The 15,495-nt window shown below is 36.7% G+C and carries 13 protein-coding genes, 1 pseudogene and 2 riboswitches; of the genes and pseudogenes, 2 read left to right on the plus strand and 12 right to left on the minus strand.

Annotation, left to right across the window (positions count from 1 at the left end; all coding sequences use genetic code 11):
• Positions 1-119 precede the first annotated feature (119 nt).
• The 5 genes from Ami3637_RS02520 to Ami3637_RS02535 form a co-directional block, all read right to left on the minus strand.
• Complete coding sequence (locus tag Ami3637_RS02520; protein WP_162361180.1) at positions 120-287, minus strand: hypothetical protein; 168 nt, start codon at positions 285-287, stop codon at positions 120-122.
• A gap of 113 nt (positions 288-400) precedes the next feature.
• Positions 401-1,006 carry a hypothetical protein gene (locus Ami3637_RS02525; RefSeq protein ID WP_162361181.1) on the minus strand — a complete coding sequence of 202 codons (606 nt, stop codon included), beginning with the start codon at positions 1,004-1,006 and terminating at the stop codon, positions 401-403.
• 145 nt (positions 1,007-1,151) lie between these two features.
• Positions 1,152-1,889, minus strand: a complete 738-nt coding sequence (locus Ami3637_RS02530; RefSeq protein WP_162361182.1) for an enhanced serine sensitivity protein SseB C-terminal domain-containing protein — start codon at positions 1,887-1,889, stop codon at positions 1,152-1,154.
• A 165-nt stretch (positions 1,890-2,054) separates the two neighbouring features.
• Positions 2,055-2,264: riboswitch (cobalamin riboswitch) on the minus strand.
• A gap of 416 nt (positions 2,265-2,680) precedes the next feature.
• Positions 2,681-2,806 carry a hypothetical protein gene (locus tag Ami3637_RS17790; RefSeq protein WP_279286683.1) on the minus strand — a complete coding sequence of 42 codons (126 nt, stop codon included), beginning with the start codon at positions 2,804-2,806 and terminating at the stop codon, positions 2,681-2,683.
• A 131-nt stretch (positions 2,807-2,937) separates the two neighbouring features.
• Positions 2,938-3,146, minus strand: a riboswitch (cobalamin riboswitch).
• A 103-nt stretch (positions 3,147-3,249) separates the two neighbouring features.
• Positions 3,250-4,836 carry a polysaccharide biosynthesis protein gene (locus tag Ami3637_RS02535; protein ID WP_330586904.1) on the minus strand — a complete coding sequence of 529 codons (1,587 nt, stop codon included), beginning with the start codon at positions 4,834-4,836 and terminating at the stop codon, positions 3,250-3,252.
• A gap of 200 nt (positions 4,837-5,036) precedes the next feature.
• On the opposite strand from Ami3637_RS02535, the pseudogene gpmI reads away from it, so the two are divergent.
• Positions 5,037-6,571, plus strand: a pseudogene (gpmI, locus tag Ami3637_RS02540) (2,3-bisphosphoglycerate-independent phosphoglycerate mutase).
• A 69-nt stretch (positions 6,572-6,640) separates the two neighbouring features.
• On the opposite strand, the gene Ami3637_RS02545 reads toward gpmI, so the two are convergent.
• The 7 genes from Ami3637_RS02545 to Ami3637_RS02575 all read right to left on the minus strand — a co-directional run bounded on the left by Ami3637_RS02545 (position 6,641) and on the right by Ami3637_RS02575 (position 14,467).
• On the minus strand, positions 6,641-7,276 hold the full coding sequence (locus Ami3637_RS02545) for a TIGR04100 family radical SAM protein (protein ID WP_243158081.1): 636 nt from the start codon (positions 7,274-7,276) through the stop codon (positions 6,641-6,643).
• A gap of 25 nt (positions 7,277-7,301) precedes the next feature.
• Positions 7,302-8,750: an aminoacyl-histidine dipeptidase gene (locus Ami3637_RS02550; protein WP_162361184.1), complete on the minus strand. Its 1,449-nt coding sequence runs from the start codon at positions 8,748-8,750 to the stop codon at positions 7,302-7,304.
• A gap of 107 nt (positions 8,751-8,857) precedes the next feature.
• Positions 8,858-9,511 (minus strand): CpXC domain-containing protein, encoded by a 654-nt coding sequence (locus Ami3637_RS02555; RefSeq protein ID WP_162361185.1) that lies wholly within the window; start codon positions 9,509-9,511, stop codon positions 8,858-8,860.
• A 1-nt stretch (position 9,512) separates the two neighbouring features.
• Complete coding sequence (locus Ami3637_RS02560) at positions 9,513-9,935, minus strand: hypothetical protein (protein ID WP_162361186.1); 423 nt, start codon at positions 9,933-9,935, stop codon at positions 9,513-9,515.
• 118 nt (positions 9,936-10,053) lie between these two features.
• Positions 10,054-11,607 (minus strand): glycoside hydrolase family 26 protein, encoded by a 1,554-nt coding sequence (locus Ami3637_RS02565; protein ID WP_162361187.1) that lies wholly within the window; start codon positions 11,605-11,607, stop codon positions 10,054-10,056.
• Positions 11,608-11,647: 40 nt separating this feature from the next.
• A complete protein-coding gene (locus Ami3637_RS02570) occupies positions 11,648-13,183 on the minus strand; it encodes an NAD(P)/FAD-dependent oxidoreductase (protein WP_162361188.1) in 1,536 nt (511 codons plus the stop codon).
• Positions 13,184-14,467 (minus strand): aminoacetone oxidase family FAD-binding enzyme, encoded by a 1,284-nt coding sequence (locus Ami3637_RS02575; RefSeq protein ID WP_162361189.1) that lies wholly within the window; start codon positions 14,465-14,467, stop codon positions 13,184-13,186.
• 144 nt (positions 14,468-14,611) lie between these two features.
• Here Ami3637_RS02575 and Ami3637_RS02580 point away from each other — a divergent pair, with 144 nt between their 5' ends.
• Complete coding sequence (locus Ami3637_RS02580) at positions 14,612-15,460, plus strand: metallophosphoesterase (protein ID WP_162361190.1); 849 nt, start codon at positions 14,612-14,614, stop codon at positions 15,458-15,460.
• Positions 15,461-15,495: the final 35 nt, after the last annotated feature.

Here is a 15,495-nt window from a genome sequence, read left to right on the forward strand (position 1 = left end):
CCCTGTTTTTTGTATATCAGTTTCTCCAGAAATTTTATTTTCATGCTCATCTTGTATCTGTTCATTTTTTTCCTTATCTGTGTCCTTATTTTCCCCAATATCTTTAGTAGCTTCTTTCTCTATATTCCCTTGTTTGATTGTTCCATCTCCACATTATCCAAAAGAACAGTATTCTGATTTTCTACAGACTCATTTTCTAGCTTACTTTCTGCAAAACTAAATCCCATACCCAACTGTGATATCAGCATTACAACAATTAATACCACTGCTATTTTTCGTTTTATCATATTCTAAAACCTTTCTAGAATTTCAATCTGATTTTTATCTTAAATTATATCTAAAAGAGACGGCAGTTATAAAAATCTGCCGTCTTCCATATTGGGATAAAATCTTAGTAATACTACTTCGTTGTAGGTCCGTCAATCTTCCAAGTGTAATCATAAGTACTGTAATCGAATCTGATTTTATCTCCCTCATGAAGCTGGATTCTGCTTAAGTATTCAGCTGCAGATGTTTCTGTACCACCAGCTGGTGTAATATATGCACTCCAGCCTGCTCCAACAGATTCACCCCACCACTGTCCATTATCATCCTTGTATTCATCATACTGATTGTAAGAGGTATAGCTTCCTACATCTTTAATATATGCACCTGGATTTCCATACTTTGGCGCTAAATCAACACCGGTAGTTACGGCTTTGTTAGGAATATAAGTTTTTGTTGCTGCAATAATAGCATCCATAACGGATGACTTTGTCCCCAAAGGATTGATTGTAGCAGAATTAAACTGATCTGCTGTAAAATAGGATTTTGTTGCCAGAGTTATGTTAATACCCATAGGTACATTTATTGGTGTACTTGTATTCCAAATGGGATTTCCCTGAGACGTAAACTGCACTTTTACATTCACCGTGTTTGTATCAGCAAATGCAGTTACGGACATGGCAAATACCATGGCAACAACTAAAACTAGCATCATGATTCTAGAGTTTAAAAACTTTTTCATCTTAAATACCTCCACTTTTAATTAAAATTTATCCTATGTTTTATCAGCCTTATTCAAACTAGCTCTGTATAGATTCCTCCCCTTTCTGTAAATTTATTTTCAAGTGTAAGAAACACCTGTTAACATTTTTCCTTTTCTTTTTAAGTCAAAATAGATTTTTATTGCTTAACCTTGTATAAATTCTGGTAGTTTCTAGCTGGTTTGTATCAAACTCAGGTGACTTCTGTATTAATTCAAATTTTTCTCCTGGTTTCATATAAGGTTTCATTATTTCTGCTACCTGAGGGAATAATTTTATTTTTTCTCCATAAAAATCAACTAACAGCATCCAATGTTCTTCACATTCAGTCTCTCCTATAGCCTTTAAAATCCAAGCAGATTCCACCTCAATACTATTGGCAAAAAACTGCTTTAAATTTCTTGTTAAGCCTTCTGGAACTTTCTCTGGTTTCCGAAGCTTAAGCTTTCCCGAGTGTTCTTCTCTCCGCAGCATCATACCCATTGTACGGGAATCAATAATTTCCATAATCTTCCTGTCTAATACAATGTTTTCTTCAAATGGGGATATGACAATACCATTTATCTCAATAGCTGAGTCAATTACCAAATATTTAAGTCTGCTATAGGGTATCTGCACAAGCTGCTCTTCTGTAAATCTGCCTAGTTTTGATTCCTTATGTAAAAAAGCAGGAATAAACTGTTTCCCGTCTCCAGTCATAAGCATTGCAAAATTCTGTCTGTTATCTTCCTGGATTTTACCCAGACTAGGTATCCACAATGTAGTTTCAGTAAGCCTCTTAAAAAACTGATTCTCACTTTCTGAAGATTTTTCATTTATCAGCTGCTTAAATAAATCAATTAACTCTGTATTTCTTTCTTCCATGTTATTCTTTCTCCTCTTCACACTTGATGTTTTCCCTTTTTATCCATTAAAAAAACTGTGACGCTTATCGTCACAGTTCCGTTTTTAACTGTATTCTAATGTACTTTAAACCGACACTAAACCACGCTTTTTTATAAGCGCGTTGTTAGCCCCCACCTTTACCGAGGTATGCTTAAAATTTATGTTTGTCTTCTGACTTGTGTATCTTCATCTTTTGCCTGCCTTCCCAAGTATACACTCAGTGGCTGCTCTTCACAAGAGCTGTGGCTCAGACTCCACACTTACAGCGGCGGTACCGTCCCGGAATCTCACCGGAGTTCCATCTTAGCTATTAACATATTTACTGTTAACAGAACATAATACATAATTTCCAAATTTTCACTTTTATTTTTTATTTCATCCTATCAACAAATTTTCCTATTGTCAATTATTTGTTTTATTGATTTCATCGTCATTTTTCTCTCTTTTTCGACCTTGATATTTACATTTTAATCCGTAAAACCATGTATTAATAGCACCTTTCCAGAATTACACGGGTAGTTTGTCTATCAATATTTTCTAATACATTTTTGTCCAGTACAATGTGTTCTTCAAAAGGAGCAATAACAATCCCGTTTATTTCTCCCCTGAATCAGCTACTAAACCTACCAGCCTTTTATATGGTATTTGTATAAGCTGTTCTCCCTTAAACCCTCGTAAACTGGATTCTCCCTGAAGAAAAGCTGGCACAAACTTCCTTCCATCTGAGGCGGTAAGCCATACCCGTTTATCTTGTTCGTTACACTTGAAATCTAGTGCTCTCGGTATCCAGAATTTAATGTCAGCCAACCTTTTAAAAATGTAGTATCTCTTGCTTCAATTTTTTCTTTAATCAACCTTACAAACAATCTGGTTAAATTTGTATATGATTCTTCCACGTTTCTTTCCTCCTTTACTCACAAAAAAACTGTGACCAATCAAGTCACAGTTCCGTTTTCAACTGTATTTTAATGTATCTTAAACTCACGCTAACCTACGCATTGCTTATGGTTATATCTTTTTCCATAAAAGCACGTTTAACTCTTATGTTTGTCTTCTGACTTGCGTATCATAATCTTTTGCCTGCCTTCCCAAGTTTCCTCAGTGACTGCCCCTTTTCAGGGCTTTGGCTAAAAACTCCTCGCTTACAGCGGCGGTACCGTCCCGGATTTTCACCGGAGTTCCATCTTGGCCATTAACAGTATATCTGCTAACGGAACATAAAATACATTATTTTTATTTATTCATTTTTACTCTAAATCATATTATCAATAAACTTTCGTTTTGTCAAATACAGGATAAAATCTTTCTGTTCACCCCAACTCTTTTTCGCAGGTATTTCTTATACTAATTTACATTTTCTAAGTAACTTAACTAAAGCTTCACCCTTTGGCAGCATACCAATTTCATTTTCTTCTATAGCTTTTATTTTTAGCAGCACCATTCCGTATGCTACCGCTCCAATACCAATGGCAACTACAGTGGACATGCTGTTACCGATAAATCCAGCCAGTCCCTTATAGGCACAAAGAACTAATACAAACATCACAAGACCTGAGATAAGCGGTTTCCATACTGATAGTTTCAAATCAAAAGTAATACCTGTCATCTTTTTAACTGCTGCAAAATTAATCATACCAATAGTAATATATCCAAGAGTGCTTCCAATAGCTGCACCTTCAACATTCAGGTCTGTTATACCCGTCAGAATAAAAGTTGAAATACATTTAACTACAAAACCTGCTGCCAGCCCCCATACTGCAATTCCAGGTTTCCCCAGCCCCTGCAGGGTTCCTGCCATGGTCTGTGCAATACATAAAAAGACAATTCCAATAGACAGGAAAAACAAACAGCCGGCAGAGCTTACTGCACTTGCTGCCTGAAGCGGATATAAAAGTTTCATGATAGGTTCTGCTAAAGCCATAAGCCCAAAGCTGCACGGAACGCCAATAATCATGGCAGTTCTCAGTCCCAGTCTGACATTTAGCTTCAGGAAAGCAGCATCCTTTATACTAGCTGCTGCTGCAATAGCAGGAACCATAGACAAAGCCATTGACAGTGCCAGAGCCATAGGAAGATTGATAACAGGCCCTACCATACCTGTCAGCTGACCATACAGAGCATTTGCTTCCCCAGCAGAAAAGCCTACAGACTGCAGCCTTCTCATAACGATTATAACATCTGCAATGTTCATAATAGGAAGTATAGATACACCAATGGTAATAGGAATAGCAATAGCAGCCAAGGTTTTTAAAATACTTCCTGCGCTTTCTTTAGTGGTATCCTGGGTTTCATTTTTTAATGGCAGTTTGGATTTCTTATATAAATAAATAATTAATAAGACCAGAACCCCTGCGATGGGACCTATGCTTGTCCCAACAGTAGCTCCTGCAGCTGCATATTCGATTCCCTTTGGTACCAGCATAATAGCTAATGCCAGGCCGATTGTGACTCTTACAGCCTGTTCCATAAGCTGCGAAGTGGCTGTAGGGGCCATTTCCTGCATGCCTTGAAAGTATCCTCTGAAAACTGCCATAATAGGCACAAAAAGCAATGCTGGTGCTATAGAAATCATAGCATAATACGCCCCTGGATTTCCAAGTGCTTTTACAATGGGTTCTGCCCCAAAGAAAAATATAGATGAAGCTACAATACCCAAAGCAAGCATCAGGATAAAAGATAGCTTAAAAACCCTGTGAGCCTCATCACTCCTGCCAATTGCTATACGCTCTGAAGTCATCTTTGATATGGCAGCGGGTGCTCCGTTAGTGGAAAATACCAGTAAAAAGACATATATAGGATAAGCTGTCTGGTAATATCCCATACCAGCATCCCCTATGATATTTCCAAGGGGATTCTGAAAACTGCCCCCATAACCTGTACTAATAATCCCGCTAAGCCTAAAATTGCGGCACCTTTTAAAAATGATTTTTACTCATCTATATGAATCTCCTCTAAGTATTATTTTTTTCATTGTCAGACGCAAATGAATCAATTATATATTATACCAAAAAAACTACTATAGTGTATATGTTTTCTTTGTGAATTTTGTTATACTAATATCAAATGTCTTTTAAACAGTGTTTTTTATAAAATATATCATAATATAACGATAAAAAGAGGTACGAAATGAATACATTTGCAAAACCAACCATGTTAATGATTTTAGACGGTTATGGAATAAATAAGAATTCCTACGGCAATGCAATCGCTGCCGCTTCAAAGCCCAATTTAGACAGAATATTTAATACCTATCCCCATACCACTTTAAAAGCCTGTGGCCTTGACGTAGGGCTTCCTGCTGGTCAGATGGGGAATTCTGAAGTGGGACACTTAAATATTGGCGCTGGAAGAATTGTCTACCAGGAGCTCACTAAAATTACGAAAGAAATTGAAGAAGGAAGTTTTTTTAAAAATCAAGTCCTGAATAATGCTATGGAGCGTGTTATGGAAAACGATTCTGCACTCCATTTGCTTGGACTTGTTTCTGACGGTGGAGTTCACAGCCACATACAGCATCTTTTTGCATTGCTGGACATGGCAAAGCAAAAAGGAGTAACTAAAGTTTATGTCCATGCTCTTTTAGATGGCAGAGATGTACCTCCAAGATGTGCAATGAATTATATCAGCCAACTGGAAGCTTATATGAAGGAAATTGGTCTGGGCAAGATTTCAGTAGTTGCCGGAAGGTATTATGGAATGGACAGAGACAAACGTTGGGAAAGAGTTGTGAAATTCTATGATGCCATGACACTGGGGGAAGGTGTAAAGTCCCAAACAGCTGTGGAAGCCATTGAGCTTGCTTACAGCAACGGTCAGAATGATGAATTTGTCCTGCCTACAGTTATTGGAGCAGGTGAATCACCAGCTACGGTAAGTGACAGGGATTCCATCATTATGTTCAATTTCAGGCCTGACCGAGCAAGGGAAATAACCAGAGCTTTTGTGAGTGATGACTTTGACGGATTTGAAAGGAAAAAGATAATAAAACAACTGCACTATGTCTGTATGACCCAGTATGATGCTGAAATGCCTAACGTATCCGTGGCATTTCCTCCACAATCTTTGAAAAACACTTTAGGAGAATATCTGGCCAAACAAAATCTGTCTCAGCTGAGAATTGCTGAAACTGAGAAATATGCACACGTGACATTCTTTTTAACGGTGGTGTAGAAGCCCCTAACAAAAATGAAGACCGTATACTCATTCCGTCACCTTCTGTTGCAACTTATGATTTGCAGCCTGAAATGAGTGCTTATAAGGTAACCGAAGCAGTTCTTGAACAAATTGAAAAGGAAAAATATGATGTGATTATTTTGAATTTTGCCAATGCAGATATGGTGGGACATACTGGAGTTTTCGAAGCAGCAGAAAAAGCTATAGAAGCAATTGATCAATGTGTATCCCAGATTGCAGACGCAATTCTTTCAAAAGGTGGACAAATACTACTCACTGCAGATCATGGAAATGCTGACTGCATGCTGAATGAAAAAGGGGAAATCGTTACAGCCCATTCACTGAATGATGTTCCGCTGGTCCATATTTCCAAAGAACCTGTTAAGTTAAAGGATGGAGGTATTTTAGCAGATATTGCTCCTACCATGCTTGACCTGATGGGAATCACCATACCAGATGAAATGACCGGGAAAAGTCTGGTTGATTAAACTTATGAAAAATGCTTACAAATTTACAATTTGTAAGCATTTTTTATCTTTATTTTTCCTGTACTTAATTTACCTTACCCTGAATTTCACCCCAAGGTTTTCTGCTATTTTTCTGCATTCCTGAATATCTTCTTCCGATATGACACCCACCACGGACATTCTAACATCTGGCACATATTTTTTTATATCTTCTGTCCACTTTAAAATAGCATCAAAGGATTCCGTTCCAAATTCAGGATGACACAAATCACAATACTTTTCGGCAGTAGGAGCGTTTAAGCTGACTGAGACTGCATCAACTACACCTTCCAGCAGATGGGCTGTTTTCTTTTTATGAATTAAATCTGCCATCCCATTGGTGTTTATCCGGATAGGCTTATCCGTAAACTCCTTTATTCCTCTGGAAATGTCTATAATCTCTTCCAGTCTTTCCGTTGGCTCACCATATCCACAAAAGATTATTTCATCAACGGTTGTCTTTTTCTCACAAATCTCTTCTTTTATTCTGGATAGAACTTCATCTGCTGAAGGTTCTCTTTCTAGCCATAGATTATCAGCATCCCCTAAATTATCAGTGTAGTTTCTAATACAGAAATTACAGCTGTTGGGACACTTATTTGTCAGATTAATATACAAACTGTCTCCATATAAATAGACGATTGTACCATTTTGCATCTTTGCTTCATCTCCTAACTTTATAGCCAAACCAGTGAACTGTGCTCGATAAATATTATTTGCTTTCCTTCAATATCTCCAATAATAATTTCCAGGTTCTCTCTACTGAAGAAATGCTCAATCTTTCTTCAACCGTATGTACACCTGTCATATCCGGTCCAATGGAAACGCAGTCTACATCTTTAATTTTCTCAGAGAAAAATCCACATTCAAGACCTGCATGGATAGCTTCTATAGCTGGCTTCTTACCATACTGTTTTTCATAAACTCTGATTACAGTCTCCCTTAGTTCAGAATCCTTTTTAAATTCCCATCCTGGGTATGCCCCTGCAAATTCAACTTTACCGCCTAAAAATTCCAGTAAAGCAACCAGTTTGTCACAAACTGCATTTCTTGCACTTTCTACAGAACTTCTGACAGAAGAGATTATATGGATGCCATCTTCAAGTACTTTAAGTATTCCCAGATTCAGGGATGTTTCTACAAGTCCCTTTATATCTGCACTCATAGCCTGAATTCCATTTGGCATATTAAGCAGCATTAAAACCACTTTTTTTACAGATTCCTTATTTAAGACTTCTGCATTGGTTTTACCAAGGTCTTCAACCTTAATGGTCATATTAGGATCACTGGTTTTGTATTCATTGTTCAGGATACCCTGATATTCTTTAACCAGGCCTTCCACTTTGGACAGGTCCTTATCTTCGACAATCAGATTCAATACAGTTTCCCTTGGGATTGCATTGTCTGCCTGGCCACCTGTAATATCAATTATATGTAAATCCATTTCTTTATTTAAACGGTATAACAATCGACCCATCAGTAAGTTGGAATTTCCACGTTCTTTATCTATCTCTGAACCGGAGTGTCCTCCAATCAACCCAGATAATACAATCTTAAGCTTTGTACCTTCTACCTTTTCGCGGTTAACCGGAAGGGTACATTCTGCGGTCACTCCTCCGGCACAGCTTACTGTAATAATGCCTTCTTCCTCAGAATCCAGATTAATTAATTTTTTGCCCTTAAGCATTGAAACGTCAATGGCTTCTGCCCCATATAGGCCAGTTTCCTCATCAACAGTAAATATTGCTTCTATTCTAGGATGTTCCAGGTTATCTGCATCCAGAATTGCAAGGCCCATGGCTATGGCAATCCCGTTATCTCCCCCAAGAGTAGTACCTACCGCATAAAGGGAATCCCCATCAACGGCAAGTTCAAGTCCGTCTTTCATAAAATCAATATTACGATCTGCTGCTTTTTCACAAACCATATCTAAATGCCCCTGAATAATCACAGCCGGAGAATTTTCATATCCCTTTGAGGCTTCTTTTATAATAATTACATTACTCAGGCTGTCCCTGTAATGTTCCAGATTATGTGCCTTTGCAAAAGCAACGCAATAGTCAGCTATCGGTTCCATATACCCTGAACCATGTGGAATACTGCACAATTCTTCAAAATACCTGAATACAATTTCAGGCTTTAAATCTTTTAATACTCCCATTTCATACCTCTCTTCCATATTAGGAACTTATAATTTTTATCAACATTTTCATTATATCATAATGTTACAAATATTAACAGTACGAGCTTTCGAACAATCTGCTGTTATTAAGACAATATTTTACTTACCCATTCAACATTAATGGCCTGATAGCCTTCTTCTGTATTTTGCTCTATTTTATCTTTCAGATTAGTCATGGTTTCTTTTATCAATTCTTCTTCAATTGGGATAAAGGTTTGTTTGCCGTCAGCAAACATAATCACAATCTGATGTTTATGATCTTTTGCCGGATAGTAGAACATACCAGCTATACTGTCTACGTCCATACCCTCATTTCCTGACTTAAACAAAATCAGCATTTTAATAATTTCAATTACCCGGTCATCCAGTTTCATGTCATGTATCATGATTTTCTCTGCCATTTCATTTACAGTACTTACGGCTCTGTAAATATATCCCTGTCTTGCCTGTATCTCAAAAGTTTCTGGAGAATCAAAGAGAATCTTGTTCATTTCATTTATAGATTCTTTATCACTGGTCAGATAAACCATTAAATGTTTTCCCATATCGTGGTACAAACACGGATATGTTATAGGAAACTTCTTTCCGCACTTTTTACAATCAAATACGAATAATTCACCGTTTAAAACTTTTTCTTTTAACTGAGGGTCTATGTCAGCAATAATACTTTGCCACCTTACATAATTCTGCTTATTACCACATTCAGGGCATTCTACTTCGTTGGTTATACATTTTGACATATTACTTTTCCTTCCTTTTTCTTCTTGCTATTTCAAGAGCATTTTTCAGCATCAGGTTTTTAAATTTTCTAATGGTTTCTTTTTCTAAATCTGGTACATTTGCCATGCTTACAATTTCAATTTTGCTGAAGTAATCTGAAGTTCTTAGTTTTTCTACTACTTTACGATAGATTACTTTGGTCACTGTCTCATTATCTTCTTGCAAGAATATAAGAAAGCTCATTCTTCCCCAGGCTTTTCCAAACTCTATGTGAACCGGACTGCTGGTTACTTTACGGATAAGTTCTTCTACACCATTTTTAAGTTCACCGCCAATAAAATCTACTATCGCACCATTTATAATATAGAAGAAACTTCCTCCAAAAACTACAGCCAGAACAAATCCAACAGGATTTCCCCAGGCTTTTCCTGTGTAATAAAACATAAGTAGTGAAAGGGGAATAAACAAAAGTCTAATCCCCTTAAATAGTATAATTTTTGAATTTGTTTTTTTATTTTTATTTTGCATATTTTTTCCCACTATTTAAATATTTTTTATTTTTCTATGCATAAACATCTTTATCCCATGAACTCTTTAAATATTTTTTAAAAGTATTTAATAATGTTGGTGTCTCATCCATAAAATAAGATCTTGCCACATTACCATTTGCATCCCAGTCGCATCCATCCCACCATACAGCAGCTTTTATACGGTCATAATTTTTTATTGTATTAAACATATTAATGACCCACTGATTTTTATCGCCTCCCATACTAGCACAGGAAAACTCTGTAATCATAAGAGGCTGCTGGAATTTTGCACAATAATCATAATAAAGACCTTCATACAATTCATCAAATTCATGCCACTTTTCTCCTGTTGAAGCATAATATGTACCCGTATTGTATGCTGTCATACCCACCACGTCTACATATTTATCTCCAGGATAATACATCATTTCATTATTCCAGTTAAAGTTCGGAAATGAAGCACAGTTTGGATTCCATATCCAGATTACATTTCTGGCTCCTGCCTTTTCAAAAAAGCTGTAAACATATTTATAAAATTCTTTATAGATAGTCGTATCTCTTGATGTGTTATAGCTGGAATATGGGCACCAGTCCCCATTCATTTCATTACCAAGCCTGAACATTACAGGATGTCCAAAATCAGCTACTACCTGTGCATAATCCTTTAAAAATTCGTCATACTGACCATCCAGTACATCATAGACCATGTTTCCATCCTGTTTCCATGTTGTCTGAAGAGTAAGTTCCAGTACTGTATTGTGGTCATAGGCAGTATCCAACCTCTGCTTAAGATTCGGATGCTTATAAGTATTATCAAATTCACTGTAGTTTAAAAGAATTGGAAATTGATAATCATAATAGTTCTGATAATAGTCAAACATTGAGTAATCGAAGCCGGCAGTAGCTGGTTCAAATATTCCCCATGTTAAATCTGCTTCATCACTAAAATACTTCTGATAAAAAGCTTTTGTTTCATCATTCCAGTTTCTATATTCAAGGTCTGTCTTCTGTGCCACACGCATATAGGCAGGTTTTGTGGGAGCAAATGTACTGAAGTTTTCAATTAAATAAGTGTATCCTCCCATGTTTGCTATAGGATCTGTTGCCTTCATAAATATGGTATAGCAATAATCTCCCTGTTGTATATCCATACAGATATAATAATTCTTATCATTTACAACCCTTGCCAATTTATTCCGATGCCATACTACAATGTTCACGTTATGACCGTTGATGTTCTGTACACCATTATAATCAGTAACATGATCATTGGTATTGCTTAGAAATTTATTGGAATAATTGATATAACCAGACTTTCCAGAGCTACCCACATATTGTTTATAAATTTCTATTCTCTTATTCGTATTCTCCAGTATAGTTCCAACACTGGAATATCGCATATCAACATTCATACCCTTGTCAATATTCATACTGTAACCATCTACGTAATTGGTAAAAAAGTCATAGGTTCCTGTGTCCGTTAAGCTGTATTGTCCAGATGTGACTGCAGCGGACTCAGCGAAAGCTGCTTCTGTAGTTCCAAAAATCATTGCAAGTAATACTAATACTGCTAGAATCTTTTTCAAGTTAATCATTCTCCTCTCAAGCTTATGTTTTTCTGTTTTCTTATTTGGGACTGTATTTCGTTGCAATCTTTTCTGCAATCTTTATTCCATCTACTGCCGCAGAAGTTATACCTCCTGCATATCCAGCACCTTCTCCTGCAGGATATAGTCCTTTAAAATTACTTTCCAGATTTTCATCTCTTATAATCCTTACAGGCGAAGAGCTTCTGGTCTCAACAGCTGTTAATATTGAATCTGGTGAATCGAACCCTTTTAATTTTTGTCCTAAAAAAGGCATAGCTTCAAGCATAGCTTTCACAGCAAAATCAGGAAGACAATTTCTTACTTTGTTGCCATTACTGGTCGCTTCTGAAAATTCTTTCCACAAAGATTTTGGTGCAAAATAATTACTTCCACCTTCAATAAACGCTCTTTTTTCATATTTTTCCTGAAATTCCACACCAGCCAATGGATCTTCTGAGCCAAAGTCTGATGTTTTTACATCTACCAAAAGTGCACTGTTTGCATATTTACTATTTCTTGCATGATAACTCATGCCATTAGTAACCACTCCTCCAGTCTGAGAAGAAGCTACAATTACTTCACCTCCCGGGCACATACAAAAGGTATATACTCCTCTGCCATTCTGGCATCTGTGTGATAATTTATAATCCGCTGCACCCAGACCGGTTTCAGCTTTACCATATTGTGCCTGATCTATCATTCTTTGTAAATGTTCAATTCGGACACCTATAGAAAATGGCTTTTGAGTCATAGAAACACCTTTGTGATTTAACATTCTAAAAGTATCCCTTGCACTGTGTCCAACAGCCAAAATTAGATTCTCAGTTTCTATCCATTCACTGCCATTTATTTGCACGGCCTGAACAGCTTCATCTGAAATTCGGATATCCGTTAATCTGGATGCAAACCGAATTTCTCCGCCATTTTCAATAATCTTTTTCCTGATGTTAATAACCACCTGACGAAGTATATCTGTGCCTATATGGGGTTTTTGCTTATATAATATTTCTTCATTGCTGCCTGCGTCAGTCAGTTCCTGGAGTACTTTATAAATTCTGTAGTCTTTTATCTGTGTAGTGAGTTTTCCGTCAGAAAAAGTTCCGGCACCACCTTCCCCAAACTGGACATTGGATTCTTCATTTAAAATGCCTTCCTGCCAGAACTTTTCTACATCTTTGACCCGTTGTTCAATACAGTTTCCTCTTTCCAGAATCAAAGGATTAAAACCCACCTCTGACAATATCAGAGCAGCAAACATTCCACAAGGGCCAAAACCAGCAATAACTGGTCTGTTTTTTATTTTTTTAGTTCCATAAGGTACAAACTTATATTGATCATCCGGGGCTTCTGTTATTTTTAATTTTGAAGCCAGTTTTGATATATCTTCATTTACAGAAAAATCAACAGTATAAACCAATTTGATATTTTTTTTATCTCTTGCATCTATTGACTCTCTTATTATTTTATAATCAGTTACAACAATATTATCCCTGCCAATTTTTTTTGATATTTTTTTGGGAATCATTGATTTATTTTCGTCCAAATTTAATTTAATCTGACTGATTCTATACATTTACTCTCCTATCACCTGATTATGCGAGAGGGAATCTGCTGCACCTCTTCCTGCTTTTATCCCTGTAAGCCATGCATGATGCAGGTTGTACCCACCGCAAGGGCCATCATAATCCAGGATTTCACCAGCAAAATAAATGCCTTCTGCCAGGGTAGATTCCATGGTCTCTGTATTTATTTCATCCAGGGGGATACCACCTCCTGTGCACTGTGCTTCTTTCCAGCCTTTTGCGCCCGTAACAGTATATCTGCTGCTCTTTAACAGCATAGCAATCTCTTCTATGCCTTCATAAGTTATATTCCCTATAGTACTGTTTTTATCTTCCAGTACATCGTCTATTATCTGTTCCCCAAGTTTCATATTTATCACAGAAGCCAGATACATGTGCGCAGGTACTCCTGCCATTAAAAATCTTCTTTCCTTTAAGAACTCAATGACTTCATCCTCTTCCATTTGTGGTAAAAAATCAATCTCTATACTGTAATTTCTAAAAGCGTCATTTAAAAGAACACTTTCATTCTCTTCTAACCTTATATACCGGCTCAGATTAAAAATACATATACCAGATAGTCCATCCTCTGTAAACTGTACTTCTCCCATCTCTTCCGCAACAGGCTTTTCATTTTTTAATAGCGTAACTTTGCCTTTCACTCTTATACCCTTTAAAGATTTTTTTATTCCATCACACTTAACTGGCATAAGAACTGGATGTAGTTTTGAAAGGGTATGTCCAAATGATTTGGCTATCCCGTATCCATCACCAGTTGTTCCGAACTGAGGGGCAGATTTACCCCCGCAGGCAATAATCACTTTTTTACATGGTATAAAAACCTTCTCACCTGCGCAGTCAATATTTATATTAAATTCCTTTGCTTCATTCCTTACGATGCTGATTACACTTAATACCTGGCAGTTGGTAAAAGTAGTAATGTTCAGCTTTTTAGCTTTCCATTTTAATAACTCCACAACTGCAGCCGCCTGTCCACTTTGAGGATACATCCGGCCATCTTCTTCCTCTTTAATCAGAATTCCGCTGTTATTTAAGAAATTTTTTACAACATCAAAACTTTCGCAGGAAATGTTGGTAATATTACATCTACCATTTCCTGTAGCAAGGATTTTTTTACCAATATCTTCTTTTTTTTCTATTATACACACTCTCAGCGTGGGGGTTTTTTCCACAATGCTGATTGCTGCTGCCAGACCAGAGGCACCGCCTCCAATAACGCATATATCATAGAAAATATCATATAATGATTTTGTACTTTTTTGATTGCTACCCATAAATCTACACCTCGTATTTTATATCATAACTTTTTTATTTTACCACAAATAAAAACCTTTTGCCATCTATTAGTTTTCATGTTATTATTATTAGGCTCTTTACAGCAGGCATGAACAGATAAATCAGTTAAGGAGTCTTTTATAATGATTAAATTTATAAAAACCGTTTTTAAACTTTTTATACTTTTTATAATATTAGTTATTGGGGCTTTTGGATATGCCAGATATATCGAGCCCTTTCAGTTAAAATCCGTAGAAATATCTCTGGAAGCTCCCGGATTAAAAATAGACGATCAAAAGAATAAATTAAAAATTGCTGTTTTTTCTGATACTCATTTTAATGATTGGTACACAGTAAAAGATTTTAAAAAAGTCATATCTGCTATTAATAAACAGTCTCCAGATATGGTTTTTTTTGCCGGTGATCTGATTGACAACTACAATTTATACAACGGCAACACGGATGAGATAGCCACCTGCCTTTCAAGAATTAAAGCACCTTCAGGAAAATTTGCTGTATATGGAAATCATGATTATGGCGGTGGTGCTGAATGGGAGTATGAAGGCATTATGAAAAAAGGCGGTTTTACCGTCCTTGCCGGTGACTATTACGCTCTCGACAACTTGAATCTGGCAATCATTGGAATAGATGACATCCTTATAGGTGGCGGTACTCCTTCTATAGCCAGCTGGGGCAGGAAGGACTATTATAATATAGTCCTGTGCCACGAACCTGATGTTGCAGACCAGATTTTGGATTATAATGTCAATCTGATGATATCGGGCCATACTCATGGGGGTCAGATTAATATCCCCGGCTATACAGCAGAGTTTCTTCCCCCTTATGGCGAAAAATATTTAAAAGGTCTATTTGAATTTAAGAACCATAACAACACAAAACTTTACGTAACTTCTGGCGTAGGTATGACCAAACTTCCATTTCGTTTTATGGCGCCGCCAGATGTAACTTTTATCACATTATATGCCAAATAATTCTTACTGAAAAACTCTAGGTTATGCCTAGAGTT

The sequence above is a fragment of the Aminipila terrae genome (assembly GCF_010120715.1).
Classification (GTDB): Bacteria; Bacillota; Clostridia; order Peptostreptococcales; family Anaerovoracaceae; genus Aminipila; species Aminipila terrae.